This window comes from Anaerohalosphaeraceae bacterium (assembly GCA_037479115.1).
Lineage (GTDB): Bacteria > Planctomycetota > Phycisphaerae > Sedimentisphaerales > Anaerohalosphaeraceae > JAHDQI01.
Window position 1 is genome coordinate 103035 of sequence record JBBFLK010000002.1, and the last position, 26933, is coordinate 129967.

Sequence of the window (26933 nt, forward strand, 5' to 3'; positions counted from 1 at the left end):
ACACCGTTTAGGAACAAACCATGATGAAAAAAGCACTGGGCTGGATTCTTCTGGGGCTGGTCAACAGCCTGGCTGTCGGCATCCCGTCTTCGGTGCCGGCAGTTCCGTCGGCGGCGACGATGCTGATGCTGAGCACAGGAGCCGTCTTGCTCGGTCTGCTGAAAAAATAGTCCTCTTCCTCTCTCCACCTTGATTGGATGGAAAGCGCGGCGGGGAGCTGCAACAGCTCCCTGCCTTCTTTTTAAAAAATAAAAGGGACGTTCTGACGGACGGTCAGAGCATCCCTTAGGAGGAGGTGTTCTGCGGCAAGATGCGGTTCCTTTTTTATTGAATATGATCAGCTACGGCCTTCAGTAAGGTTTCCGGCTTAATCGGTTTTTCCAGCACCTGCTTGACAGGCAGCCAGGTCTGATCGGGTTCAAAACCGAACGGCAGATTCATTTCCCGCCGCACTCCCGTCACCATCACAACCGGCGTCCCCTTGACCCCTTCCAGTTCATTCAGCTGACGGGCGACATTAAACCCCTCATCTTTGGTCGTCATCATCACATCGAGGATAATCAGGTTGGGCTTTTCCTTTTTGGCGGCCTCTACGCCCTCTTTTCCATTGGAAGCGGAAACCACCTCATATCCGCGGGCTTCCAGCAGATTCTCAATGCTTTCCACAAAATCCGCATCATCATCGATAATCAGTACTTTTTTCGCCATGTGCAGTCTCCCTTTTCAACGGTTTCTTCAAGGTTTCCCACGTCGAGCTTCCGCCCCGACAGCCGATTTTTCCTCTGCGGCGGCCTTGCGATACTGGTTAATTATATCAATTGTTTTTTTACTATCCAGTTGTCCGTAAATCTTTTCGCCAATCATCATCACCGGGGCAATCCCGCAGGCCCCCAGACAGCGGGCTTCCTGAAGGGTAAACAGACCATCGGCCGTCGTCTTGCCGACTTCAACGCCCAATTCTTTTTTGAGGGTTTCCAGGACGCCGGCGGCGCCTTTGACATAACAGGCCGTTCCCATGCAGACACTCACCACATACCGTCCGATGGGCTCCAGATTAAAGTAGTGATAAAAGGTCGCCACCCCCCAGATATGGGCGGTCGGAATCTCGAGTGTCTGGGCAACTTCGTCCATCATCTCACGAGGCAGATAGCCGAAAATCTCCTGAACCTTATGCAGAATCCCGATCAGATGCGATTCCGGATGAGCATCGTTTCGGGCCGCCTGCATGGCCTCCCGAAGGGCCTGAAGTTTTTCCGTTTGAACCTGAGTCATTTTGAATCTCCCGACATGGTGCGTTCTTTTCTCGGAATAATCCCCACCGGCGTTTTGGCCTTATAATGGGTATGCAGGTACTGATGAGACACCGGACTGAGCGGGCTCTGGAGAAACTCCTTATACAGTTTCTGCACATCCGGATTGTCATGGCTTCGCCGGATGGTTTTGGCTTTGTCCAAATCATAAAGGGCCTGCGCCCGCTTCCGCAGATTGTCATCATCAAGCGGAATGGAATTAATCTGGGCATACGGCTGACCGCCGCCGCCGACGCATCCGCCCGGACAGCCCATAATCTCAATGAAGTGATACCGAGAAGGGTCTTGGCGGACTCGTTCCAGAAGCCGGCAGGCATTGCCCAGACCGTGGGCGACGGCCACCCGGATTTCCTTGCCGTCCATGACGATGCTGCCCTCTTTGATGCCCTTGAGCCCCCGAACGGCCTCCACCTCGATATCCACGAGGGTCTCACCGGTATAAAGCTCATACGCCGTTCGAATGGCGGCTTCCATCACTCCGCCTGTGGCCCCGAAAATCGCACCGGCACCGCTGGAAATCCCGAGCGGATGGTCCGGCTCTTCGGGCTGAATATGAACCAAATCAATCCCGGCGGATTTGATCATCCAGGCGGCTTCACGGGTCGTGACAACAATATCCACTCCCCGCATCCCGTCAAACATCAGCTCGGGCCGTGCGGCTTCATATTTCTTGGCCGTACAGCACATCACGGCAACACTGAGGATTTTGCGGGGGTCAATCTTTTTCTTCCGGGCAAAATACGTCTTGGTCACCGCTCCCTGCATCGACATCGGCGACTTGCAGGTGGAGACATTCGGAATCAGGTCCGGATAAAACTGTTCCAGACATTTCATCCAGGCACTGGAGCAGGACGTAATCATCGGCAGCACGCCGCCGCTTTGAAGCCGTTCGAGAAATTCGCTGGCTTCTTCCATAATCGTCAAATCCGCCGCAAACTGCGTATCGAACACATAATCAAAACCCAGTTTGCGAAGCGAGGCAACCAGCTGTCCTTCCATATTCAGACCGGGCTCCAGCCCAAAGGCCTCTCCGATAGCCGCCCGCACAGACGGTGCAAACTGAACAACCTTCACCAGATTCGGGTCGTTGAGCTTTTCGAAAAGTTCCTGCGTATAATTCTTTTCCAGGAACGCCGCCGTCGGACAGACATTGATGCACTGGCCGCAGGCGGTGCAGACGCTTTCCCCCATCGGCATATTGTAGGCGGGCATCACGACGGTATGAAACCCGCGATGGGCCTGGGTCAGATTGTGGACCTGCTGAATCTCCGAACACATTCGCACGCAGCGCCCGCACAAAATGCACTTTTCAGGGTCTCGGATAACGGCGTCGCTGGACAGGTCTTTTTCATACCGCTTGCGTTCGCCCTCAAAATGCCGGGCCCGAATGCCCATGGACGCCGCCAACCGCTGGAGTTCACAGTTGCCGTCACGTTCGCAGGTGTGGCAATCCTGCGGATGGTTATCCAGAATCAGCTCAATAATGTCCCGGCGGGCCGTCCGCAGGGCCTGCGTATTTGTGCGAATCTTCATTCCATCACTGACGGGGAAGGCACAGGAAGCCACATAATTCTTCATTCCTTCCACTTCCACAATACAAACCCGGCAGGCCCCTTCAATCGACAGTTTGGGGTGATAGCAAAGCCGGGGGATATGAAACCCGAGCTTGTCGGCCGCCTGCATGATCGTCTGGTTCGGCTCGACCTGATAGGGTTTATCGTTAATGGTAATGGTAATCAATCGGCTCATGGAATCCCTCACACTTTCGCAATCGCATTAAACTTGCAGGCATCATAGCATTGTCCGCATTTGATGCACAGTTTCGGATCAATTGTATGTTTTTCTTTTCGATTTCCGGACACCGCATTGACCGGGCAGACCCGCTTGCAGGCCCCGCAGCCCACGCAGTTGTCCTGAACCACATAAGTCAGAAGGGCCGTACACTCATGCGCCCGGCATTTCTTCTGATGAATATGCTCTTCATACTCTTCCCGGAAATTCCGAATGGTGCTCAGCACCGGGTTGGGGGCGGACTGCCCCAGTCCGCACAGCGAAGCCTTCTGAATCATTGTGCCCAGCCGCTCAAGTTTTTCGATGTCTCCGGGGCGGCCCTGACCGCGGGTAATCCGAGTCAGGATTTCGAGCATCCGTTTGGTTCCTTCCCGGCACGGTGTGCATTTGCCGCAGGACTCATCCTGGGTAAACTCGATAAAGAATCGAGCCATTCGCACCATGCACGAATCCTCGTCAATCACAATCATCCCGCCGGAGCCCATAATCGAGCCGGCCTTGGCGAGCGATTCATAATCAATCTGGGTATCCAGATACTGTTCGGGGAGGCACCCTCCGCTGGGCCCGCCAGTCTGAACAGCTTTGAACTTCTTGCCGTTGGGGATTCCGCCGCCGATGCCGAACACGATGTCCCGCAGCGTGGTGCCCATCGGCACTTCCACCAGACCGGTATTGCGTACCTTGCCGGCCAGCGCAAAGACCTTGGTTCCTTTGCTGGTCGCCGTGCCGATGCTGCTGAACCAGTCAGCTCCGTCAATAATAATCACCGGAATATTGGCCCACGTCTCAACGTTGTTAATCAGCGTCGGCTTGCCGAACAGACCGCTGACGGACGGATACGGGGGACGCGGACGGGGCATCCCGCGCGAGCCCTCTATGGAGTGAATCAATGCTGTCTCCTCTCCGCAGACAAAAGCCCCGGCTCCCAGGCAAATCCGAATGTCGAAGGAAAAATCCGTCCCGAGGATTCGCTCGCCGAGAAATCCCTCTCGCCGGGCGTCTTCAATCGCCTTTTTCAGCCGCTGGACCGCCAGCGGATACTCCGCTCGGATATAAATGATGCCCTGACGGGACCCGATGGCATACCCGCCGATAATCATTCCTTCCAGAACGGTATGCGGGTCCCCTTCAATCGCACTGCGGTCCATAAACGCCCCGGGGTCTCCTTCGTCGGCGTTGCAGATAACATATTTCTCCGGGTCGGTCTGTTTGGCGGTGTATTCCCACTTTAATCCGGTGGGAAACCCTGCACCGCCGCGGCCGCGCAGACCGCTTTTCTTGACCTCTTCAATCACCTGCTGCGGCGTCATCTCCGTAAGCACTTTGGCCAGGGCCTCGTATCCCCGCATCGCCAGATAATCATCAATCTTTTCCGGGTCAATCACACCGCAGTTGCGAAGAGCAATCCGCATCTGCCGGCCGAAAAACTCCGAATCCCCGAAGATCCGGAAAAACCGGTTATACAAATGGTCCTCCTGAATTATCAGACGGGAAACCGGCCGTCCGTTTATCAGATGCTCCTGAACGATTTCTGACGCATCCTCCGTGCGGAGGTGACCGTACATAATATAGCCCGGGTTGACAATCAGAATCGGGCCTTTGCCGCACATGCCCAGACAGCCGCTCAGATGAATCTGAACATTCTGCTGGAGCTGCTGCCGCTGGAGTTCTTCTTCAAAAACTTGACGAAACTCCCTCGCCTGATTCTTCAGGCATCCGGAGCCGTCGCAAAACGTCAATTTATACTGCTTGTCCGACACAACAGGTCCCTTTCCCTAAATCACCCATTCCTGGATTACTTCACCTTTTTTCAGATGCCGTTCAATGATTTCACGGGCTCGCTCGGGCGTCACCAGACCGTATTTGACGGGGACTTTGCCTTCTTCGACCACCTCCACCGTCGGCTCCAGATTGCAGCGGCCGGCACAGCCCTTCTGGCTCAGATACACATCGGTCAATCCTTTTGCAATGGCATCCTGAAAAACCGCCATTACGTCCTTGGAGCCGGCGGCGATTTCACAGGTCGCCATCCCCACATAAACACGTTTGGTAGACAGATACCCTTTGCTGATAATGCGGTTCACCGCTTCCGCACGCTTTTTTCGGATTAAATCCATCGGCGTAACCACGTTTAAGCCCTTTCAATATCAAAAATGAATGCGTTTCCTCCGGCCCTCGGCTCCACTCGAATCTGTCCGCCGTGGGCCTCTATGATCTGTTTGGTGATATACAGTCCCAGACCGGTTCCCTTGACCTTTTTCTTGTCCGGATTGTCCAGCCGGGAGAATTTCCTGAACAGCATCGGCAATTCGTGCGGTTCAATCGGACGCCCGTCATTATAGACTTCTATCTCCACCCGCCCGTCCAGCACCCGGGCCGACAATTCAACGCGCCCCCCTTCGGCGCCGTATTTGGCGGCATTGTTAATCAGATTATTGGCCACAATCTGGAGCAGGTCCGGATCGGCATTGACCCGCAGAGCCGGATCAATCCGATTGACGATGGACATCTGCTTGTCTTCGAACATTTTGGAAAACGTCTGCACGGAAACATCCACAATATCCTTCCGCAGACAAACCGGCTGCTTGTTGATTTCAAGCTTTTCCCGTTCAATCCGGCTTAAGTTCAGAAACTTCTTGACCGTGGCATCCAAATAATCCAGATTTCGGCAAATCGAATCAATCGCCCGCTTCTGTTTGAAATTCAGCATTCCCAGCAGACCGTCCCGCAGCGAATACGCATTGATGACGGCAGAGGCCAGCATCCCTTTTAATTCATGAGCCACAAAACCGATCAAATCCAGATAACTTTTATTCAGTTCGGCCAGCTTCTCGTTGCTGATTTTCAAAGACAGTTCCCGCTGACGCAGCTGCACACTCATCTCATTGAACGACTTGGCCAGCTGGTCCAGCTCCTCGACAGAGGTCTCTGCGGGGACTTCGTGCCCCCATTCCCCCTTGGCGAGTTTTCGCGTCGCCTCCAGCAGCAGCGTAATCGGGCGGAGAATGGACCCCGTCAGGACAAATGCCACAATGCCCGCCAGCAGCAAGGCGGCCGAAACCGCCAGCAAAAACAGCAGCAGAATCCTGGCAACAATATCGGTCAGCTGCTCCTCCAGAATCCCGACATACAAAATTCCAATGATGTTTCCATCCAGGTCGCGAATCGGTTCATAAGCGGAACGGTACCAGTTGCCCACGACCTCCGCCCGGTCATGCCAGCGTTTTCCCTGCCGAATCACACTGTCATAAACAGCTTGGGAAACATAAGTCCCCACAGCCCGCCGGCCCTTTTTGTCCAGAACATTCGTGGCAATCCGAATGCCGTCCTGAAAAATGGTTACCGTCCCGACTGGTTTGCCGTGATACTGCTCATCCCCGAAAACAAGAAGCCGAAGTTTATCCACAAACGTATAATCCTGATTCACCAGCCGTCCGCCGTAAATCACAAACGCGATTTGTCCATCCGGCCCACAAAGGGGCAGGGCGTATTCCTTGACAATTCCGCCTTCTGTAAAAAGAGCTCCCTGAGAAGGATTTTTAATCGGAATCCGAGCCCTTTCCTGAACCTCCTGAGGCATTCGCGCCATTTCTCCCGGGCTGACCAGACGGGTTCCCCCCACTGGGAAACCACTTTCAAGGACTTTCTGAACAATACGGCTCTCGGACTTCTTTGCTTCCTCCGTCGGCAGCCGGAACAGATAATCAATATCGAGTCTCTTTCGCAGAGAGTCCAGGTCCTGTTCATAGGAAACCAATTTCATCCGGATGCCGATGTTTTCTATTTCGCTGTTATAAAACAGCCGTGCACTGTCCAAATAGCGGTTCACCTGTTTTTGGGTCCGCTCAAAAAGCTGCTGCTGGATCACCCAATACCCCAGACAGAAGACACTGACTGCCAGGGTGATGTTCACCGTCAGGAACGAAAACAGCAGACGAGTTTTGAGCGTTTTAATTTTCATTCAATTTGTCCGGTTTTCTGCATCGCATTGACAAAATAAATCAGATTTTCCAGTTCCACCTCAAGATTAATGTTATTGATGATGACCCGTTCGGCCCCTCGCAGCTGAATCGGGGCAAAGTTGAGAATCCCCATGATTCCCGAGCGAATCATCAATTCGGAGACATGATGAGCAGCAACATCCGGTACAGACAGAATTCCGACCCGAATGGAGTTTTGCTTGACAAAATCGGCAAACTCCTCCAGCGGAAGAACCGGCGGGTCCGACTGCCGATGGATTTTTTCCGGGTCGATGTCAAAGGCCGCGACGATTTTAATTCCGCCCGATTCAAAGCCTTTGTACCGCATCAGGGCGGTTCCAATATTGCCGGCCCCCACTAAAACCACCCGCTGGAGCTCATTTTTTCCGAGGATTTCGAGGATTTTGGCAATCAGTTCATCGACACTGTAGCCCCCTCTTCGATTGCCCGTAATTCCAAAGAGGGAAAAGTCCTTGCGAACCTGAGAGGAAGTCACGCCAGCCGCATCAGCCAGATTGCCCGAAAAAACCTTCACGAAACCGAGGGCTTTCAGACGCTGAAGAGCGCTTTTATAACGCGACAATCGAATTATGCATTTCCTGTTCACCATGAACTTCCCCTTCTTTTCGTTTAGTTCTCCAAAAATAACATTTATGTTTCCGTACTTCTCATTACTTTATATAAATATAAAATGATTAAAAAAGAAGTCAAGAATATTTGATATTTTTTTCACAATAAATTTTGACCTTTTCACAAATAAAAGATAATCGTATCTTTTATAAGGACTTATCAGTTATAAATGATTCCAGGAGTGCCCTGTTTTTTGAATGAGCTGTTCGGCAGGCAAGATTGTGGATGTTCCGGATTTGTAAACAAATATATCTTCTTTTTGTGACTCCCAGCTCTTTAAAACAGGTTCAAGAAGCTGCCATGCCAAAAAAATACTGTCTTGACGTGTAAAAAGCGTTTGGTCGCCAACCAAACAATCCAGAAGCAAGTGCTGATAGGCCTCCGGCATTTGAAACCCAAAGATTCCTTGGTAATCAACCGCCATTTCAAGCATCGCAAGGTCCAGTTTTGAACCCGGTCTTTTGGCCTGAAACTGCAGAAAGATACCTTCCTGCGGCTGAATCTGAAATCTGAGTATATTCGAGGGGTTGGTTGTCGAACCCGCTTGCCGAAAGAGAAGGTGAGGAACAGGCCGGAAATAAACGACAATCTCGGTCAGCTTTCGCGGAAGACGTTTGCCCGTTCGCAAATAAAAGGGGACTCCGTTCCAACGCCAATTCTCAATCAGGATTCGAGCCGCCACAAACGTCTCCGTCATGGAGTCCGGCCGGATGCCTTTCTCCTCCCTGTACCCGCAAACAGCTTTGCCGTTAATCTCTCCGGGACCGTATTGTGCACGGACCACAGAAGGATTCAGAGGTTCCGCAGACAAAGGAGCAATCGACCGCAGCACTTTGGCCTTTTCATCCCGAACGGCCTCAGCACTCAGCGAACTGGGGGGCTCCATAGCAACCAGAGACAAAATCTGGAGCATGTGGTTTTGGAACATATCCCGCAGCGCCCCCGTCTGGTCATAATAGCCCCCTCGATGCTCAACGCCGATAGACTCAGCGATGGTAATCTGGACATGGTCGATATAATTGCGGTTCCAGATGGGCTCAAACAGACTGTTGGCAAACCGAAAAACCAGTATGTTCTGAACCGTATCTTTACCGAGATAATGATCCAGCCGATAGATTTGCGATTCATGAAAACAGCGATGCAGAACCCGCTCCAGCTCTGCTGCAGAGGCCATATCTGTTCCGAACGGCTTCTCCAGAACCAGCCGTACCTGCTGAAACCGTCCTGAGGAGGCCGGACAAGCCAGTTTGGTTTCCGCCAGCCGTTCAACGATTGGTTTGACCACATTCGGCGGCACAGCCAGATAAAACAAACGCACCCCCTCGATATTGAAGCGGCTGTCCAGGTCTGTCATACGTCGGTGAAGTGCCTCATAAAGGTCTTTGGACTGATAATCCCCCGCCGCATAAAAACACCGCTGCAGAAAAGCGGTCTTAGAAGAAACCTTGCCGGCCGTTTCCACTGGGAGATTTTTCTCAATGCCCGCCCGAAAGGACTCATCGGACATCGGGGTCCGTCCGCAGCCGAGCAGATAAAAGGACTGACTCATCAGGCCGGAGGAAAAAAGGGCGTACAGACTCGGATACAGTTTCCGATGGGCCAGGTCTCCGGAGGCCCCAAAGACAACAATGGAAGAAGGACCGGCGGCGGTTTCTACGCAGAAAACAGGGCCGCTTTCCTGAAGTTTGGGAACAATTTTTTTCATTCGCCGCTTCCCCCGGCCGTTCCAAAGAAAAAGCCCCAAGAACACTTCTTAGGGCTTTTCTCGACACCCCGTCATCAGCGAACTTCTTCAAATTCCTCTTTGCCGGCGCCGCATTCCGGGCAGACCCAGTCCTCCGGCAGGTCTTCAAAAGCCGTACCGGGCTGGACACCGTTCTCCGGGTCTCCCTTTTTCGGGTCATAAATATACCCGCACATCAGACAGCGATACTTTTTCATCGTAAACACCCTTTCGTATCAAAAACCCTATTACTCAAAGAGAACCCGTACCAGGTCCTCCGGTTCCAAACGATAGGAAGCCCCCTTCCCTTCAAAAAACCCATGGGCCTCAATCAGGTGGATATTCAAATCCGACCAGACAATCTGGCGTCCCGTATCGAGGCGGCGGCAGACAGTCAGCCGCTTGGGAAAACGGCCCGGATGCGGCCACGGGCAAATCAGCCCCCCCTTCCATTCTTCACAGCGGACTTCAAATTTATCCTCTAATTGAACGGGATTGCCCAACGCAGCAGACGCTTTTTCCGTCAGCATCCGCATCCGCTCGGCAATCTGAGCCGCTGTTTTGCCCAGCCGTTCCAGACAGGCGGCATCCTCCCGAATCACTTCCTCCGGCGTGCGAGGGTCATCCCCCATAAACCCGCCGGCAGCGAGTTTGGAGCTTCGGAGCAGTTTCTCCAATTGAATGTCCGAAGGCGAACGTTTCATATCGTTTCTCTATGCGAATTTATCGTAATAAATCTTTTCGTCGGGTATCCCCATCTGCCGAAGAACCCGAATCGCCGCCTCAATCATTCCAGGGCCGCCGCACAGATACCCCTCCCAGCCGTCCAGCCGTTCAAAACTGCGCTGCACCGCTTCGGTCACCAGCCCGGTCTGACCGGACCAGCGGCTTTCGGGAGCCGGCCTGGCCACGACCGGCACAAAACGAAAGTTCGGCAGGGCCTGCTCAAACGCCTTCATTTCATCCAGCAGACACAAATCCTCTGTGCGGTTTGCTCCGAAAAAGAAAACCGTCTGACGGCCGTCATCGGCATGTTTCATCTGCCAGAGGATGGAAACAAACGGCGCAATGCCGCTGCCGCCGGCGATAAACAGTTTCGGCGTCTGCGTATCCCGAAGATAAAAATCGCCGAACGGTCCGGTGAACGAAACAGGGTCTCCCTCGCGAAGATATTCAAAGCACCAGGTGGTGCAGATGCCTTTCGGAACGCGGCGGATAATCAAATCAATCCGTCGATTCTCGAGCGGATCGGAGGCGATGGAATACGCCCGCATCACTTCTTCCCGGCTGCCTTTATAAGGCGGACAGCGAAGCTGAACATACTGGCCGGCCGTAAATGGAATCGTATCCGGCTCTGTCAGTTCAAAGGTAAACCGCTTCATATCATAGGTCAGGTCTTCGATACGGCTGCATCGGGCCTGATACTGGCGCACCCGAAAGAGCTCCTCCGGAATCTCAATCGCCAGCGGCCCGCGCACTTTGACCTGGCAAGACAGCCGGACGCCGGCCTGCTGCTCCTGTTTGGTTAAAAGAGGCGTTTCCGTAGGCAGGAGCGGCCCCCCTCCTTCGAGGACCTTCACTTTGCACACGCCGCAAGTGCCCCGGCCGCCGCAGGCGCTGGGAATAAAAATCTTCTTTTCCTGCAGCGACGATAAAAGCGATTTTCCGCCTTGAACCGTCTCTTTGCGGGAACCGTTAATCATCACTTCACAGGAACCGTAGTTTAAAATCAGCCCCTCACAAACAACCAGAATCAGCGTCAAGAATGCTGCCGTTGAGCTGACCGCCAGAACATCCCGGATAATCTCAAGCACCATCAGGACAGCACCCCCGTAAAACCGATAAACGCCAGCGCCATCAGGCCGGCGATAATCAGAGTAATTCCAGGTCCCTGAAGCCCCGCCGGCACACGGGACTCATTAAACCGCTGGCGAATTCCCGCCATGGCCAAGATGGCCAGAAGCCAGCCCAACCCGCTGCCGAAACCGTATCCAATCGTCACAATCAGGGAATACTCGCGGATGACCATAAAAAGCGAGGCCCCCAGAATCGCACAGTTAACCGTAATCAGCGGCAGAAAAATGCCGAGATTCTGATAGAGCCGAGGCGAGAACCGGTCCAGAATCATCTCGACCACCTGCACAAACGCCGCAATGATGATAATAAACAGGATGAACCGGAAAAACTCCAGTCCCAGCGGAACCAGAATCCAGTGATAGGCCATCCAGTTCAGCAGACAGGTAAACGTCATCACAAAAACCACCGCCCCGCCCAGCCCGGCGGCGGTTCGCACTTCGCGGGATACGGACGTAAACGGGCACATCCCCAAAAACGTCGTCAGCAGGATGTTGTTGGTAAACACCGCCGCAAAGCAAACCACAACCGCCTGCCAGAGTTCCGCGCCAAGACCGTTCATTTTTTAACCTCCCTGGGCCGAATCGACCGGCAGGCCCAAATGACACAAGCCAGCACAAAAAACCCGCCCGGCGGCATCACCATAATAATCCACTTATCCCAATGCGTGGAAAAATACGGCAGCGGCCAGCCGCAGAAGGTTCCCATCCCCAGCCCTTCCCGAATGACCGCAATCCCAAGCAAAACGGCGGAATACCCCAACCCGTTAAAGAACCCATCCCAGAAGGCCGGACCCGGCGGATTCGAACCGGCAAAGGCCTCGCAGCGGCCCATCACGATGCAGTTGGTGATAATCAGCCCCACATATGGGCCCAGACTGCGGCTCATATCCGGCCAATAGGCCTTCAGGACCACATCCACAATAATCACATAGAAGGCTATAATCAGCGTCTGCACCATCATTCGGATATTCCGGGGAGTCCAGCTGCGCAGCAGTGAAACCGTCCAGCAGCTTAAGGCCGTTACGAGCGTCAGAGCCGTACACATCACAAAGGTGTTCAGCACCAGATTGGTCACGGCCAGCGTACTGCAAATCCCCAGAATCTGGCGAAAGATAGGGTTATCCTTCCAGAGCCCATCGCGAATGATTTCCTGCATGGGTTTGACCGAAGCCGTTTTCACAATCGCCCCTCCCTGCGCATCGCATCCAGCCAGTCTTTCAGCTGTTCATTCAAAATCGCCTCCAGACGCACACAGGTCTGTGTGGCTCCGCTGATGGCGTGCACCTGCCCTTCCGACAAAACCGTCCCCTCCGGCTTCAGCTCCAGCAGCAGCCCCTGCGAGCGAAGCCGCAGCCCCTCAAACTGACGGCGGAAAAACGGCTCCACAATCCGGGCCCCCAAGCCCGGGGTTTCATTGACCTCATAAAAAGCCAGCCCCAACAGCTTTTGACCGTCCGGAGAAACGGCGGCAACTCCCTTGATGGGAGCCCAGAATCCTTTCCCTTCAAAAGGCAGAGCAAAACCGGCAAGGACACCGTCTTTTTTATAAACCCAGGCCTTCCCATATTCCGGGTTCTGAGCGAAATGCTCCTGAAACAGCCGGTTGACCTCGGCATCCGTTTTATAGGAGAAGTTTCCGAAAGCCGTCAAAACCGCCTTTTCAAAAGCCAAACGTTCATTGGCCAGAACGCGCGTCTGCGTTCCCCGGGCAAACCCGATAATCAGCGTGCTGAAAAACGCTGTAATCAGAAACATATAACCGACGGCATAGAAAGAGCGGGAATTCATACAGCCGCCTCCTGAACCGGTTTTCTTCGCTGCTGCCAGGCATTGACCGCCACATCCAGAATCGGAGCAAACATATTGCCCAGCAGAATCGAAAACATCAGACCGCCGTTAAAAATGGAAAAGTTTCGAATCACCAGGGTACAGGTCCCAATGAGAATCCCATAGATAATTTTGGCCGGTTCCGTACGCGGCGAGGTGACAGGGTCTGTCGCCATAAAAAAGGCACCGAACAAAAAGCCCCCTCCGAGAACGGCCATCATCGCTCCAGGCACCGGCTGAACACCCAGTTGATACAGAATTTCATTTAGAACTGCGTAGGAGCCGACCGTTGAGAGGATGACGGTCCGGCTGGCTGTTTTGGTGACAAAGAGATACAGCCCCCCTATCAAAATCAGCAGGGCACTGGTTACCCCCGCCGAACCGCCGATTCGCCCGAAGAAAAGCCCTTTGAATATCGTCCATTTGGAGACGGTCACGGTTTGTTTTTCGTCGATGAGAAAAGGAATATCTCCAGCCGGCTCGGTCCAGGTCCCCAGCTGAATCCTGCCGGCTTTTTTATGAGCCATCGGAGTGGCACTCGTGACGGCCGATACGCCGTCCGGCCCGACGGCGGTTGTCCATTGCAGCAAGGCCCCAAGCGGCCCCTGTGCCGGCGGCGCCCAGATGCCGGTCATTGCCACAGGAAAACAGACATAGACAAAACAGCGTCCGGCCATGGCGGGATTAAAAAAATTCCTGCCGAATCCGCCGAAAACCTCCTTGCTAAAAATGACCGCAAAGGCCATCCCGACCGCCAGCACATGCCAGCCCACAGTCGGCGGCATAATCAGAGTAAAAAGAACTGCGGTAACAAAGACCGCTTCGCTGACGGGCTCGTTTCGGCGGCGGCAGAAAAGCCATTCGAGGGAAAAACCCCATACGCAGCAGAAGGCCGCCATCGCGACAATTCGAAAACCGAAATAATACCAGCCGCCCAGCAGACAGGGCACCAGCGCCAGCAGCACTTTTCGCATCGCCGGCTGCCTGCGGAGCCAAGACTGTCGGGCCTGCGGGGTCATCGGATGTCTCTTGCCTCCCTGCCGCTGCGGATTTCAATCCGTTCTGCTACAAAGACTGGAGTTTGGCCCCCAGTGCCGTTACGTGGGACATCTCCTCAACAATAATTTTTTCAATTTTGTCTTTGCCGGATTTTGTCGGCACGAGCCCCTTGATGCCGACATAGAATGCAATGGAATCTTTTTCGGCATTGATTGCAATCTTCAGCAGCTCCGCCATTGACTCTTTTCCGGTCAGTTTTTCCATCGGGCCGGCCTTGCCTTCTGTGCCGTGGAAATCCGCCATCGTCTTGAGGTATTGAGCCGCTTCGCCGTCCGGATCATAGACAGCCGTATCTTTTTCTGAAGGCGACAAGTCCTTCCGCATCAGCGCGAAGGTCTTCTCATGCCCCTCTTCCATGACCGCCAGGTCCAGCAGCATCTTTTTCAAATCCGGTTTGGCGGCCTTGCCGGCTGCTTCCCGATAAAACCGAGCCGCATTGCTCTCAATTCGCTCTGCAATTTCAAAAATCTCGTCCGCATTAAAAGTGATGGCCATAAGTTTAGTCTCCCGCACCACGCTGTCCCATTTCCTTATCGAGCATATAAAGGCCGCCTTTGCTGTCCTGAACCATTCTGATTTTCGCCAAAATCAGTTCCGCAGCGGCTTCCTCTTCCACCTGTTCGCTGACAAACCACTGGAGAAACACGCCGGCGGCATAATCTTTCTCCTGGGCAGCCGTTTCGACCAGTTTATGAATCAAAGCGGTCACATGCCGTTCATGCTTGAGCACCTCTTCAAACATCTTTAGCAGAGATTCCCAGTCGGTCGGGGGAGCGGCAATGGCCCCCAGTTTGACCCGCCCGCCGCGCTCCACAATATGATGGTAAAACTTCATCGCATGGGTCATTTCTTCCTGGGCCTGGGCCCGCATCCAGTGAGCAAAACCGGGCAGCTGCATCTCCTCGAGGGCGGCTGACATCGACCAGTACAGGTAGGCTGAATAAGTTTCTGCGGCCAGCTGTTCATTAAAGGCCTTTTCGATTGCCTTGGAAATCATAACTATCTCCCCTTTTGCTTGTGTTCCGTTTCCACAGACCGCTTTTCTGTGCTGATATTGTACAGCCGTCTGTTTTTTTTGCAATCTGTTGTTTTTCTTTTTGGTTTATTGGCAGAGTCCCGCCTGGCGGTGGCGGTTCAAAATGGTTTCCGCCAATTCATCCAAGGCCGTAAAGACGGCTTCGGTCGGATACCCTTTGGCGATAACCGGCGGCAGCATTTCCGCTTTCAGCCCGCTCAGCAGCGAGGTCATCTGCTCCGGCATTTTGCCGGCCCAGCCGTACGAGCCGATTAACCCGATAAAACGGGTTTTCGGCCGCAGGGCATTGACCAGCATCGCCGCATAGGCCGCATTGGGATGAGGCCCCGTCAGAACCGTCGGTGTAGCCAGAACCACCGTGGCCGCATCCACCAGAGAAATCGCCAGCTTCCCGACATCTCCGCCGGTAATATTGAACACCTGCACGCGGATATTCCGGGATGCCAGGGCCTCCGTGAAATACTCGACCATCCGACGGGTGCTGTCGTGCATCGAGACAAAGGCAAGCACCACTTCATTCTTGACATCATCGCTGATCCAGTCGCGATAAGCATCCATAATAAAGGACGGCTTGGGATAAACCGGTCCGTGACTGGGGGCAATCAGACGAATATCGAGGGTTTCAATCTTCTTCATATTGCCCCGAATGGCCGAACGGAACGGCATCATAATCTCTGCATAATAGCGTTTGGCCGCCTCGTAAACCGTCGGTTCGTCCTCCACAAAAAGCCGGCTGGTCGCCTGATGCGAACCGAAAAAGTCGCAGCTGAACAAAATCCGGTCCTCCGGCAGCCAGGTGCACATCGTTTCCGGCCAATGCACCCACGGCGTGTAAATAAACCGAAGAGTCTTATCCCCCAAAGACAGCTCCTGACCGTCTTCGACGGTTATGAACTGCTCTTCTTCCAGCCGCAGGTGGTCCATCAGCATCGTTTTGCATTTTGGATTGGTCACCACCTTGGCTTCCGGATACATCAAAAGCACATCAGGAATACTGCCGGAATGGTCCTGCTCGGCATGATGACTGATGACGTAATCCAGTTTCTCAATGCCTGCCTGAACCAGATGGTCAATCAGTTCGGAGGTCTTGGCCGGGTCAACTGTATCCAGCAAAGCAGTTTTCTGGCTGCCCTTTATCAGGTAGGCATTATAGCTGGTTCCATCCGGAAGCGGAATCAATTCATCAAAAAGCCGTCGGTCCCAATGCTGGACTCCCACAGCATACACACGTTCAGCCAGGGTGTTCATCGGATTTCTCCTGAAAAGCGAAACATCTTATCGCATCATAGACAAAACATTCAGCACAGCATCATAATCCGGCTCAGTCGCCACTTCAGGCACCAGCTGGATATAGACAACTTTGCCGTTTTTGTCGGCGATGATAACAGAACGAGCCAGCAGATGCAGTTCTTTGATCAGCAAACCAGTTGCCTTGGCAAAAGCCGCTTCTTTGTAATCGGAGGCCACCCGCACATGCTCTGCACCAGCGGCACCGCACCAGCGTTTCTGGGCAAACGGCAGGTCCATGCTCACCGTCAAAACAGCCGCTTTGCCGGCGAGTTTTTTGGCTTCCTCGTTGAACCGCCTCGTCTGCAGATCGCAGATGCCGGTATCCAGAGAAGGTACGGTAGAAAGAATCAGGGTCTGGCCGCGAAAATCAGACAGTTTGACATCCGACAAATCCGGTGCCGTCAGCACCACATCGGGAAGCGGGTCATTTACGTTCAATTCCCTGCCTACCAGCGTCAAAGGTGCCCCTTTAAATGTAATCAGCCCTTTTCGTTCCTGCATAATCTCATCCCTTTCCGTTCTGCAGCCGGATTTAAGCAGAACAAGCAAAATTAGCGCTGAAATCGTTTTTTTCATCTTTTTTCCCATCCCTCCAGGAAGCCCGACCGACTGGGGGTCGGTCAGTCGGCCGGAACGTTCCTGAAAGGCAAACCGTCCCCTCCGGCTTGGTTATGTCATTAGTAATTCACCGCTTCCAGCTCAAAGAACGCCTGCGGATGAGCACAGGCCGGACAGGTTCCCGGGGCCTCGAGCCCTTCGTGGACATATCCGCAGTTTCTGCAGACCCAGCGCTGCGGCTTGGAACGCTTGAAAACCTTTCCTTCCTTCACATTGGCCTGCAAAGCCAGATAACGATCACGATGTCTGGCTTCCGCCACCGCTATCTTGCGGAATACACCGGCAATTTCCTTAAATCCTTCCTCTTCCGCCGTTTTGGCAAATTCCGGATACATCACGGTTGTTTCGTAGTTTTCCCCATGGGCCGCATGGGCCAGATTCTGTTCGGTAGTCCCAATCACACCGGCCGGAAAAGCAGCACAAATTTCTACCTCACCGCCTTCCAGGAACTTGAACAGACGTTTGGCATGTTCTTTTTCCTGTTCGGCCGTTTCCATAAAGATGGCGGCTATCTGTTCATAGCCTTCCTTTTTGGCCTGACTGGCAAAATACGTGTACCGATTGCGGGCCTGAGATTCTCCGGCAAAAGCCGTCAGCAAGTTCTTTTCCGTCTTGGTTCCTTTCACTGACATACTGCACTTCTCCCTTCTTCTAACTGTTCTTTTTGTTCCAAACAACGTTTACAGATACCCTCAAAATAAACGCTTTTTCGCAAAACCGTACATTGGTCCGCCAAACAGGACGGAACTTCAATTTTCTCGAATGGTTCATATTGAAAATCGATGATGGTGCCGCACCGCAGGCACCGGAAATGCTGGTGGTCTTCCAGCCCGCCGTCATAACGTTTCGGCTGGCCGGTCCCTTCCACCAGAAAAGCCGCCCCGATTTGGAGCAGAGTATTGAGTGTTCGGTTGACCGTATCCAGAGAAATGCTCGGCATCTCTTGTCGAACCTGCCGATAAACCTCTTCGGCCGTCGGGTGGTCTCTGGACTCGAGCAAAACCTTAAAGACCCCCAAACGCTGCGGGGTAATCTTTAACCCTTTGGACCGGCAGAGGGTTTCGAAGTCTTTCAGCCTTTCCTCAATTGTTTTTACAGTCTCTTTGGACATCGATTTTATTTTTTTAACTAATTAGTATATGTTCTTATTTAGTTTTTGTTCTTATGCAAGTTAAATTTTTGTTAAAAAATGCAAAAAGAGCACATTCTCTAAAGAGACTGAAACTGAATATCAACGCAAGTCCCGTTTATCTCAGCGGTTGCGTAAAGCCCATTTTTAAAAGGGCCGGGATTTACAAGAATTGTTCTGCCGATTTTGTCTTTGGATACGGCTTCATGAATATGACCCGAAACGGCAAGAATCGGCTCTGTCTCCATAATAAAAGTTCGTATGGCACGGCTACCTGTATGCTGACCTTGCGCAAATTTGTCCACAGATGTATTGAATGCAGGCTGATGGGAAACAAATACAAAAGGCAAGCTCGGCTTCAAAGCAGATTTTATCTTTTGGAGAGTCTTTAGAAAAGGAGAATTTGGATATTCTCTGTCTTGGTTAAATACCGACGGTTCTGTTCCGCTTATCCCTGCGAAACAAAAATTCTGATGTTCCACCACGATTCCATCCAGCAACGCTCCCCTGTCCTTCAGAAGCTCTGCAACGCCGGAAGGGTCGCAATTTCCCGAAACACCCAAAACAACCGGACAATGCTCCTCCAGAACAGATAATATTTCGCGGACTTTCTCCAATCCGCCGAAATTCGCAATGTCTCCGGCCAAAAGCACTGCGTCATGGCCTCCCGCGACAGCATCCAGGCCTTCGACTCTGTTATGCAAATCTGCCAACAGTAAAAGTCTCACAGTAACCCCGTTTTTCGCCTTTGAAATTCTATCCCGTCCCGTCAGCAGGGTCAAAATCTTTCCGTTTTTTGTTTCCTTGAAAAAAAAGTCATCCGATGATAGGATTTTTTCTTTTCACGAAAACCATTAATTCCGGAAAGATACGAATATGATTGTCGTAATGAAACCGGGGGCGACGGAAGCCCAGATTCAGCACGTCGTCAAATTGGTCCGAGAGTACGGGCTGAAAGAACATATTATTTACGGCACAGACCGCACCGTAATTGCCTGTTTAGGCGACAAACGGGCTGTGGACAAAGGAGCCATCGAAAATGCCCCGATGGTGGAAAAGATTGTGCCGATTCTGGCTCCCTACAAAATGGCTTCGCTGGAAGTCAAAAAAGAACGCACGATTATCCCCATCGGTCCTCGGCAGTTTCCCATCGGCGGCACCAAAATCGGCGTCATCGCCGGTCCCTGCGCCGTCGAAAGCCGCGAGCAGGTCCTTCAGACCGCCCGCCAGGCGGCCGCGGCCGGATGCATCGGCTTTCGCGGCGGGGCCTTCAAGCCGCGAACAAGCCCGTACAGCCATCAGGGCCTGGGCAAAAAGGGCCTGGAACTGCTGGCGGAAGCCAGACAGGAAACCGGATTGGCCATCGTAACCGAAGTAGTGGGGCTGGAACAAATCGAAGAAGTGCTTCCGGTGGCCGATGTTCTGCAAATCGGCGCCCGCAATATGCAGCATTATCCGCTGCTGGAAGCCGTCGGCCAAACGAAAAAGCCGGTTCTGCTGAAACGAGGGATGAGCGCCACGCTGGATGAGTTTCTTCTGGCCGCCGAGTACATTATCAACGCCGGCAACCCAAACGTAATTCTCTGCGAGCGGGGTATTCGAACATTTGAAACCTATGTCCGCAACACGCTGCCGCTGGCCATTATTCCTGCCCTGCGGGAACGGACCCACCTGCCGGTTGTCGTCGACCCGTCTCACGGAACCGGCCACGCCTATATGGTGCCTTCGATGAGTCTGGCTGCTGTGGCCGCCGGAGCCGACGGGCTGCTGATTGAGTGCCATCCTGACCCGGAACACGCCGTATCCGACGGAGCCCAGTCCATCACTCCGGAGACGCTGAATCGCCTGATAATGCAGCTTCGAAAAGTTGCTCAGGCCGTTGACCGGGATTTATAAGTTGTATTCTTTGATTTTCCGGTAGAGGGTGCGCTCCCCGATTTTCAAAATCCGCGCCGCCTCTGCACGGTTGTGTCCGGTCTTCTCGAGCGTCCGCCGGATGTGTTCCCGTTCGACTTCCTCCAGCGATTTGCCGGACATTTCCTCAAAAAAGGAATCTCCTGCGGAAGCATTCGAGGCAAAGGCATTAAGAATCATCGGTTCTTCCGGCGGATTTTCTCCGGCCGGCAGCGGCGTCTCCGTGGGCGATTCCCGGACGGCTGGAGCCGGCGCCTCCAGCTGTTTCAAGCGGGAGATTTCCGGCGGCAAATCCTGCAAATCGAGAATGTCCTTCTCACACAGAACCACCATGGTTCGCACCACATTCCGCAGCTGGCGAATATTTCCCGGCCAGGAATAGGCCATCAGCGCCCGCATCGCCGGTTCGGTAATCAGATGAATATCCCGCCCCGTATCCTCGCAGGCTTCTTTGAGAAAGTAGCCGAACAATTCCGGGATATCCTGCGGGCGTTTGCGCAGCGGAGGCAGCGTGACCGCCGCTTCTTTGATGCGGAAATACAAATCCTGGCGAAATTTTTTCTGCTCGACCAGGGCCGCCAGGTCGTGATTGGTGGCACTGATCACCCGAACATCCACGACAATCGAATGGCTGGACCCTACCGGACGAATGACTCCGTCTTCGAGAACGCGGAGCAGTTTAGCCTGCATCGGCAAGGGCATATCGCCGATTTCATCCAGAAAAAGGGTGCCGCCGTCGGCTATCTGAAAAAGCCCTTTGCGGTCGCTGGTCGCCCCCGTAAAAGCCCCCTTGACATGGCCGAACAGCTCGCTTTCCAAAAGCGTTTCCGCCAGACCGGCACAGTTAATCGGACAAAAAGGACCGTCCTTCCGCCGGGAATTTTCGTGCAGCGCTCGTGCCGTCAGCTCCTTGCCGGTGCCGGATTCCCCTTCAATCAGAACGCTCAAATCCGTAGGAGCCACACGACGAAGAATGCGATAGACACTCTGCATCAGAGGGCTTCGGCTGTGCACGCCGGGAAAGACAAAGTCATCAACCCAGCGAGCCTGCAGCGCATCCGGAACGGCCTGCTCCACCAGAGTACGCAGCTGCTCCGGGGCAATGGGTTTTACCAGAAAGTCCCAGGCGCCTCTTCGTATGGCCTGCTTGCAGGCATCTATAGAAGCCGAAGAGGTCGTAATGACAACCGGTATCCCGGCGCGGCGGGCTTTGACGGCTTCCAGCAGGACAAAACCGTCCGTTCCTCCGTTCAGATTGAGGTCGCACAGCACCAGACAGATGCTCCCCTCGTTTTGAAGGGCATCGAGGGCCTGCCGGGTCGTCTGGGCCCAGAGAACCCGCAGCATATCCGGAAACAGTTCCTCAAGCTGCTCTGCCTGCCGGCGCTCTTCATCTGCAACCAAAATAACCGGCTTTTTTCCCATTGTGCATTCGGAAAACTACTTCTCTTCCTTTTCCTGCAATGACTTCGGAACGGCCTTTTCGGAAGCCGGCTTGTCTTTGCGGACCGGTTTGCCGATCACGCGTACGTTTCGCCCCTGAAAACCTTTGGGGGTCTGCACCAATTCATATTCAACGAGCTGGTCATGAACCAGACGCCGATATCCTTCCTGCAGAATCGCGGTATAATGGACAAATACATCGTTCCCGTCCGGTCCGTAAATAAAACCGAAACCCTTGACAGGATCAAACCACTTCACCGTCCCTGTCATTCTTGTCCCTCCTTCTGCGCACACAAAGAGGTCTTTGGTTGTTGAGCCCGAGTTTCTCTGCCGCCGCCCCCCAAAAAGCAACACCGCTGCTCTTTTCGAGACGGCAGACCTTCACCGAATTTACTTTTTCTCGCTGATTCCTTTTTCCTGCAGGACGGCTTTCCGACTCAACTTAAAGCGCCCCTGCTCATCAATCGAAATCAGTTTGACATCAATGGTATCTCCGACCTTGCAGACGTCCTGGACATTCTTGACATACCCATCCGACAATTCGCTGATATGACAGAGTCCTTCAACGCCGGGGGTAATCTCGACAAAGACGCCGAAATCCTTGGCCGCCACAACTTTGGCATTGCGGTAAATGCGTCCGACCTGCGGCGGGGTCGTCATCGCCTCGATAATATCCCGTGCGACCAGATGTCCGTCGCCGCCGACACAGCTGATGGAAATCGTGCCGTCCTCTTCAATTTCAATCAGCGAACCGGTCTGCTCCTGAATGCTCTTGACCATCTTGCCGGACGGCCCGATGACCTTGCCGATGTATTCCGGATCAATCTTGATGGTAATAATCTTCGGAGCGTAAGGACTTAAGGCCGGGCGCGGTTTTTCAATTGTCTGCTTCATAATCTCCAGAATCTGCAGCCGTGCCTGACGGGCCCGCTCCATTGCCGCCACCATAATCTCATGCGGAAGTCCTTCGGCCTTGATATCCAGCTGGATGGCGGTAATTCCCGTATCCGTTCCGGCAATCTTGAAATCCATATCGCCGTAATGGTCTTCGTCCCCGATAATATCGGTCAGAAGCTCATAGCGAGTCCCTTCCGTAACCAGTCCAATGGAAATACCGGCCACCGGCTTGAGAATCGGCACTCCCGCATCCATCAGGGCCAGCGTGCCGCCGCAGACAGAAGCCATCGAGCTGGAGCCGTTCGATTCGGTAATATCCGAGACGATTTTGATGGTATAGGGAAAATCTTCCTCTTTGGGCTTGACCTGCTCGAGAGCCTTCTCCGCCAGGGCGCCGTGTCCGATTTCCCGACGGCTGGGGCCGCGTACCGGACGCACTTCGCCCACACAAAACGGCGGGAAATTGTAATGAAGCATGAAACTTTGTGCATATTCCTCCGTCAGGCCGTCAATCGTCTGCTCATCCCGACCGGTTCCGAGCGTGCAGGTAACCAGCGCCTGGGTTTCTCCGCGGGTAAAGAGCGCTGAGCCGTGGGAGCGAGGCAGCAGACCAACCTGACAGGAAATCGGACGAAGCTCCGTAAAACTGCGTCCATCGGGGCGCTTGCCCTCCAGCAGGAGTTTGCGGACTTCGGCCCGCTGAACCTTTTCGAGAATGCGTTTGACATCCCGAAGGGTTGCCCGGGGTTCCGCATTTTCCGGCATAACATATTCGGCGACAATCTGCTCTGCAATCGCCTCAAGGGCCTGTTTTCGCTCTGCTTTTTGGCGAATCTGATAGGCCTGACGATAGGCCGACGCGGTTTTTTCCGTAATTTCCGCAACCAGCTGCGGGTCCAGCTCCGAGACCGTCATCTCCTTTTCCTGTCCGCAGCGAGCTGCCAGCTCATCAATCAAATCACAAACCTGACGCACCACCTGATGGGCCTGTGCAATGGCCTCGGCGGCCTCGTTTTCGGGAATCTGTTTGGCATCCACCTCAATCATATTCACCGCTTCCCGACGTCCGGCCAGCACGAGATTAAAATCACTTTTTTCCCGCTCGTCATAGGTGGGGAAAAAGATGTATTTGCCGTCTACACGGCTCAGTCGGCAAGCCCCGACCGGCCCCAGGAAGGGTACTTTGCTGATTGCCAGCGCGGCACTGGAAGCAATCATCGCCAGCACATCGGGGTCATAGAGAGGGTCGGCGCTGAGAACTGTAGCAATAATCTGAACCTCATTGAAATACCCGTCCGGAAACAAAGGCCGAATCGGGCGGTCAATCATTCGAGCCGTCAAAATTTCCTTGGTCGTCGGGCGGCCTTCCCGTTTAATAAAACCGCCGGGGAATCGGCCTGCCGCACTGTATTTTTCCCGGTATTCCACATTCAGGGGAAAATAGTCAATATCCTCTGACCGCTGTTCCGCTGAAACGACTGTGGATAAGACCATCGTTTGGCCGATTTGGGCGACAACCGCTCCGTGGGCCTGGCGGGCAATCTGGCCGGTTTCCAGCGAGAGCATCTTGCCGCCGATTAACTTTTCAACTCTATGAATTGAGAACATTCGATTTATCCTAACAAATACCCTACTTTTTCTTGTCTATCTACAAACTCCACTTTCTCCGCAAGACGAAATTGTCTTTTGGAGAGTCCCGAAAAACAGAAAAGGGCCCTATTTTCGGAGCCCCAGACGTGAAATGATGTTGCGGTAACGGTTGATATCCTTGTTCCGGATATACTTGAGCAAGGAAGACCGTGTCCCAACCATTTTCAAAAGCCCTCGCCGGGACGAGTGATCTTTTGGGTGAGTTTTCAGATGTTCCGTCAGTTCGTTGATGCGTCCTGTCAAAATGGCAATCTGGACTTCCGGCGAACCGGTGTCTTTCTCATTCGTTTTGTACTCAGAGATGATTTTTCCCTTCATTTCTTTTGTTAACATCTTCGTCTTTGCCTTTCTACTGCGACCCGGAGCCCCAATAGCTCCTTAAGTCTTTTCTCTCGCTTACCTTACATCCATTTTCTCGTTTGTCTCGAATCGGCATTATAACAAATTAAACGGAATTATCAACCGTTTTTTAACTGAGGGCGATTTTTCGAGAGGAACTTTCAACTTTTTGAAGGTCCGATATAATGACGGGTATGTTATGCCTTTGGAACGGAACCAACACGGATGAATTGGGCGTGATGACCCGTCAGGAAGTGCGGGCATTCGACCGCTGGGCCATTGAACAGATGCATATTCCCGGGACTGTGCTGATGGAAAATGCCGGTCGAGGCGCCGCAGAGTGCCTGCTGGGAAAACTGGAGAAAAAACCGTTCAATCATGTCGTCATTTTCTGCGGTTCAGGCAATAATGGAGGAGACGGTTTCGTAATCGCCCGTCATCTGGCTAATTCCGGCGTAACAACCTCCGTAATTCTCTGCGGACGGCCGGAACGGATAGGGGCGGATGCGAAACTGCATCTGGAGATTATCGAGGCAATGGGGCTGGAAATCCGCTCTCTCCAGCGAAATGCCGGAATTCACAAGCAGGTGAAGGCTTTTACGGAAAAGGCAGACTGGATTGTTGATGCCCTTTTGGGAACCGGCCTGGAGGGAACGCTGGGCGAAGAGACCGCTGAACTAATCACTTGTATCAATGCCGCCGGCAAACCCATTCTGGCTGTCGATATCCCATCGGGTCTGGATTGTGACGAAGGAATTCCCCTGCCGGTCTGCATAGAAGCGGCGGCAACCGTGACGTTTGCAGCTCTCAAACGCGGCTTTGTCCAATGTCCGGAAAGCAGACGGGCAACCGGTGAGGTTTATACCGCCTCCATCGGCATCACCCCGGCCTTCTGGAAACAGCCGTCGAACCCCCGTTGATCGGCCCTGCTTGTCTTCCTCCGCTAATTCTTGGAAGCGAGGGTTTCGTAGCCGAGCAGATAATAAAACTGCTTCAGATTAAAGACAGGGATGGAGAGCAGTTCGGCTTTTTTCAGCAGCGCATCATATTGGGCCGCACGCGTTTGGGACTCTTCGTACCGCTGCTGAGCCGCCGGATTCATATCCAGTTCAACCTGAGACGGGCGCGGAAGGCGGCGCGGGGGCTCTCCCATAATGATAAAATCGGTATTGACCGTGATTTCGTCCTCCAGCGTACCGCCCCAGCGGAGAATCATCTCGCGAATTCTATCCGCTCCGTCTGCATCCGGTGTTCCATCCCCATTCAAATCAAATTCCCCGGCCACATAAAAGCGGTTGCTGGTTTTGGGGTCCCAAATCAGGTTGGCGACAATATCATCCAGAACAATCGGATTTTTGACGGAGGAACGGAGGATACGGGCGGCGGAGACATTGGGGCTGACCTGAAAGACCTCAATTTCCGCTTTGCCCTTGCCGTCTTCCGGCAGCGGGGCATTTCGGTCATAAACGGCAAAAGTCAGACCCCGATAAACATGGTCTTCCATCCCGACATTCAGGTAAATCACGCCGTTCTGGAAATCAATCTGAAGGATGCGTGCATCGGGTTTGAAGGCTGCCGCCGCAATATTCGGACGGGGCTTGATGCCTTCAATCTTCTCCATCGCGGTCCGCAAAGCGGTTTCCGTCTCTTTAAGTTTCTCCTGCAGTTCCACCAGGTCCAGCTGTTTCTGCCGGAGTTTGGCTTGCTCCTCCTCCAGACGATTCCGAAGGGCCTGGAGCTGCTGGTCCGCCGTCATTTCAATCATCTTTTTCAGTTCATCATAGCGGGACTGAATGTCGTTGGCATTCTTCTGATAAATCAGGGCCTCCTGACGGAGCTTTTCCTCCCGGATCAGGGCCTGCTGAGAAGCCATCGTAAAATCGTTCTGAAGCTTCTGATACTGCTGTCGGAGGGTTTCCATCTCCTGACGGGTCAGGTCCAGCGTCTTTTTCAGATTGGCGATGGTCTGAAGCAGAGCGATTCCGTCCGGACCGTAAGCGGGGCTCAAATCGGCTCCCAGATGGTCCTGCAGTTCGGTGATTTTCATTGCAATCAGATTCAGTTTTACAGTAGCCGGAGTGTTTTCATCCGGTTCCACCCCGAGAATGGTCCGAACCAGCTGATTAAACAGACTGTTCAGGGTGCCCAGATAACTTTTTCCGGACTCGGGCTTGCCGACGATTCGGCTGACGGCATTCTGTTCCGCCGGGGTAGCGAATTTGGCCAGTTCGGTCCGGGCGGCGGATTCGGCCCCTTTATATTCCTCCGCCTGCAGATAAAAGATAACCGCCAGGGTGGCAGCAATCAGGAACAAAATCACAAATGTTACCAAGGCGATTTTCATCGCATTGCTTTGTCCGGCTCGCACAGCCATGCCTAAAACTCCTTATCCAAAGGTTCTTTCATCGCCTCACCGCCCCGCTCGGGGGAAGAAATATAAA

At 53.3% G+C, this 26933-nt stretch carries 29 protein-coding genes and 1 pseudogene; 3 read left to right on the forward strand and 27 right to left on the reverse strand.

Annotation, left to right across the window (positions count from 1 at the left end):
- The first annotated feature begins 20 nt into the window (after positions 1 to 20).
- Positions 21 to 170: a hypothetical protein gene (locus WHS88_01360; GenBank protein ID MEJ5258817.1), complete on the forward strand. Its 150-nt coding sequence runs from the start codon at positions 21 to 23 to the stop codon at positions 168 to 170.
- A 154-nt stretch (positions 171 to 324) separates the two neighbouring features.
- On the opposite strand, the gene WHS88_01365 is transcribed toward WHS88_01360, so the two are convergent.
- The 22 genes from WHS88_01365 to WHS88_01470 form a co-directional block, all read right to left on the reverse strand.
- Positions 325 to 708, reverse strand: coding sequence for a response regulator (locus WHS88_01365; GenBank protein MEJ5258818.1), 384 nt, complete (start codon positions 706 to 708; stop codon positions 325 to 327).
- Between the two features lie 27 nt (positions 709 to 735).
- Complete coding sequence (nuoE, locus tag WHS88_01370; GenBank protein ID MEJ5258819.1) at positions 736 to 1272, reverse strand: NADH-quinone oxidoreductase subunit NuoE; 537 nt, start codon at positions 1270 to 1272, stop codon at positions 736 to 738.
- On the reverse strand, positions 1269 to 3059 hold the full coding sequence (locus WHS88_01375; GenBank protein ID MEJ5258820.1) for an NADH-dependent [FeFe] hydrogenase, group A6: 1791 nt from the start codon (positions 3057 to 3059) through the stop codon (positions 1269 to 1271). The genes nuoE and WHS88_01375 overlap by 4 nt, the downstream gene beginning before the upstream one ends.
- Positions 3060 to 3067: 8 nt before the next feature.
- Positions 3068 to 4861, reverse strand: coding sequence for an NADH-quinone oxidoreductase subunit NuoF (gene nuoF / locus WHS88_01380; GenBank protein MEJ5258821.1), 1794 nt, complete (start codon positions 4859 to 4861; stop codon positions 3068 to 3070).
- Between the two features lie 15 nt (positions 4862 to 4876).
- A complete protein-coding gene (locus WHS88_01385; GenBank protein MEJ5258822.1) occupies positions 4877 to 5230 on the reverse strand; it encodes a (2Fe-2S) ferredoxin domain-containing protein in 354 nt (117 codons plus the stop codon).
- Positions 5231 to 5232: 2 nt separating this feature from the next.
- Positions 5233 to 7062 (reverse strand): cache domain-containing protein, encoded by a 1830-nt coding sequence (locus WHS88_01390; GenBank protein MEJ5258823.1) that lies wholly within the window; start codon positions 7060 to 7062, stop codon positions 5233 to 5235.
- Complete coding sequence (locus WHS88_01395) at positions 7059 to 7691, reverse strand: redox-sensing transcriptional repressor Rex (GenBank protein MEJ5258824.1); 633 nt, start codon at positions 7689 to 7691, stop codon at positions 7059 to 7061. The genes WHS88_01390 and WHS88_01395 overlap by 4 nt, the downstream gene beginning before the upstream one ends.
- A 183-nt stretch (positions 7692 to 7874) precedes the next feature.
- Positions 7875 to 9416, reverse strand: coding sequence for a glucose-6-phosphate dehydrogenase (gene zwf, locus WHS88_01400; protein ID MEJ5258825.1), 1542 nt, complete (start codon positions 9414 to 9416; stop codon positions 7875 to 7877).
- A gap of 74 nt (positions 9417 to 9490) precedes the next feature.
- Entirely contained in the window at positions 9491 to 9652 is a 162-nt protein-coding gene (locus WHS88_01405) for a rubredoxin (protein MEJ5258826.1), read from the reverse strand.
- 30 nt (positions 9653 to 9682) lie between these two features.
- Complete coding sequence (locus WHS88_01410; protein ID MEJ5258827.1) at positions 9683 to 10138, reverse strand: hypothetical protein; 456 nt, start codon at positions 10136 to 10138, stop codon at positions 9683 to 9685.
- A gap of 9 nt (positions 10139 to 10147) precedes the next feature.
- Positions 10148 to 11251 carry a 2Fe-2S iron-sulfur cluster binding domain-containing protein gene (locus tag WHS88_01415; GenBank protein MEJ5258828.1) on the reverse strand — a complete coding sequence of 368 codons (1104 nt, stop codon included), beginning with the start codon at positions 11249 to 11251 and terminating at the stop codon, positions 10148 to 10150.
- The gene (locus WHS88_01420) at positions 11251 to 11850 is read right to left on the reverse strand and encodes an Rnf-Nqr domain containing protein (protein ID MEJ5258829.1); all 600 of its coding nucleotides are present in this window, start codon (positions 11848 to 11850) and stop codon (positions 11251 to 11253) included. The genes WHS88_01415 and WHS88_01420 overlap by 1 nt, the downstream gene beginning before the upstream one ends.
- Positions 11847 to 12470, reverse strand: coding sequence for an Rnf-Nqr domain containing protein (locus WHS88_01425; GenBank protein MEJ5258830.1), 624 nt, complete (start codon positions 12468 to 12470; stop codon positions 11847 to 11849). The genes WHS88_01420 and WHS88_01425 overlap by 4 nt, the downstream gene beginning before the upstream one ends.
- The gene (locus tag WHS88_01430; protein MEJ5258831.1) at positions 12467 to 13078 is read right to left on the reverse strand and encodes an FMN-binding protein; all 612 of its coding nucleotides are present in this window, start codon (positions 13076 to 13078) and stop codon (positions 12467 to 12469) included. Before WHS88_01430 ends, WHS88_01425 begins: the two co-directional genes overlap by 4 nt.
- Complete coding sequence (locus WHS88_01435; GenBank protein ID MEJ5258832.1) at positions 13075 to 14136, reverse strand: RnfABCDGE type electron transport complex subunit D; 1062 nt, start codon at positions 14134 to 14136, stop codon at positions 13075 to 13077. Before WHS88_01435 ends, WHS88_01430 begins: the two co-directional genes overlap by 4 nt.
- Positions 14137 to 14182: 46 nt before the next feature.
- Positions 14183 to 14671 (reverse strand): ferritin family protein, encoded by a 489-nt coding sequence (locus WHS88_01440; GenBank protein ID MEJ5258833.1) that lies wholly within the window; start codon positions 14669 to 14671, stop codon positions 14183 to 14185.
- Between the two features lie 4 nt (positions 14672 to 14675).
- On the reverse strand, positions 14676 to 15173 hold the full coding sequence (locus WHS88_01445) for a ferritin (GenBank protein ID MEJ5258834.1): 498 nt from the start codon (positions 15171 to 15173) through the stop codon (positions 14676 to 14678).
- Positions 15174 to 15278: 105 nt separating this feature from the next.
- Entirely contained in the window at positions 15279 to 16460 is a 1182-nt protein-coding gene (locus tag WHS88_01450) for an FprA family A-type flavoprotein (GenBank protein MEJ5258835.1), read from the reverse strand.
- A 27-nt stretch (positions 16461 to 16487) separates the two neighbouring features.
- Complete coding sequence (tpx, locus tag WHS88_01455; protein ID MEJ5258836.1) at positions 16488 to 17003, reverse strand: thiol peroxidase; 516 nt, start codon at positions 17001 to 17003, stop codon at positions 16488 to 16490.
- 176 nt (positions 17004 to 17179) lie between these two features.
- Positions 17180 to 17752 (reverse strand): rubrerythrin family protein, encoded by a 573-nt coding sequence (locus WHS88_01460; GenBank protein MEJ5258837.1) that lies wholly within the window; start codon positions 17750 to 17752, stop codon positions 17180 to 17182.
- Positions 17743 to 18231 (reverse strand): Fur family transcriptional regulator, encoded by a 489-nt coding sequence (locus WHS88_01465; protein MEJ5258838.1) that lies wholly within the window; start codon positions 18229 to 18231, stop codon positions 17743 to 17745. Before WHS88_01465 ends, WHS88_01460 begins: the two co-directional genes overlap by 10 nt.
- 98 nt (positions 18232 to 18329) lie before the next feature.
- Complete coding sequence (locus WHS88_01470) at positions 18330 to 19031, reverse strand: metallophosphoesterase family protein (GenBank protein MEJ5258839.1); 702 nt, start codon at positions 19029 to 19031, stop codon at positions 18330 to 18332.
- A 94-nt stretch (positions 19032 to 19125) separates the two neighbouring features.
- On the opposite strand from WHS88_01470, the gene aroF reads away from it, so the two are divergent.
- Positions 19126 to 20145 carry a 3-deoxy-7-phosphoheptulonate synthase gene (gene aroF / locus WHS88_01475; GenBank protein MEJ5258840.1) on the forward strand — a complete coding sequence of 340 codons (1020 nt, stop codon included), beginning with the start codon at positions 19126 to 19128 and terminating at the stop codon, positions 20143 to 20145.
- Here aroF and WHS88_01480 read toward each other — a convergent pair.
- From WHS88_01480 to rpsO, 4 genes and pseudogenes are all read right to left on the reverse strand, one after another.
- Entirely contained in the window at positions 20140 to 21588 is a 1449-nt protein-coding gene (locus tag WHS88_01480; protein MEJ5258841.1) for a sigma-54 dependent transcriptional regulator, read from the reverse strand. The two genes, aroF and WHS88_01480, sit on opposite strands and share 6 nt — an antisense overlap.
- A gap of 99 nt (positions 21589 to 21687) precedes the next feature.
- Positions 21688 to 21876, reverse strand: a pseudogene (locus WHS88_01485) (cold-shock protein).
- Between the two features lie 120 nt (positions 21877 to 21996).
- Positions 21997 to 24111: a polyribonucleotide nucleotidyltransferase gene (gene pnp / locus WHS88_01490; GenBank protein ID MEJ5258842.1), complete on the reverse strand. Its 2115-nt coding sequence runs from the start codon at positions 24109 to 24111 to the stop codon at positions 21997 to 21999.
- 108 nt (positions 24112 to 24219) lie between these two features.
- Positions 24220 to 24486, reverse strand: coding sequence for a 30S ribosomal protein S15 (gene rpsO, locus WHS88_01495; protein ID MEJ5258843.1), 267 nt, complete (start codon positions 24484 to 24486; stop codon positions 24220 to 24222).
- Between the two features lie 191 nt (positions 24487 to 24677).
- On the opposite strand from rpsO, the gene WHS88_01500 reads away from it, so the two are divergent.
- Entirely contained in the window at positions 24678 to 25412 is a 735-nt protein-coding gene (locus WHS88_01500) for an NAD(P)H-hydrate epimerase (GenBank protein MEJ5258844.1), read from the forward strand.
- Between the two features lie 23 nt (positions 25413 to 25435).
- Here the strand turns inward: WHS88_01500 and WHS88_01505 are convergent, their stop codons facing one another.
- Complete coding sequence (locus WHS88_01505; protein MEJ5258845.1) at positions 25436 to 26866, reverse strand: hypothetical protein; 1431 nt, start codon at positions 26864 to 26866, stop codon at positions 25436 to 25438.
- Positions 26867 to 26933: the final 67 nt, after the last annotated feature.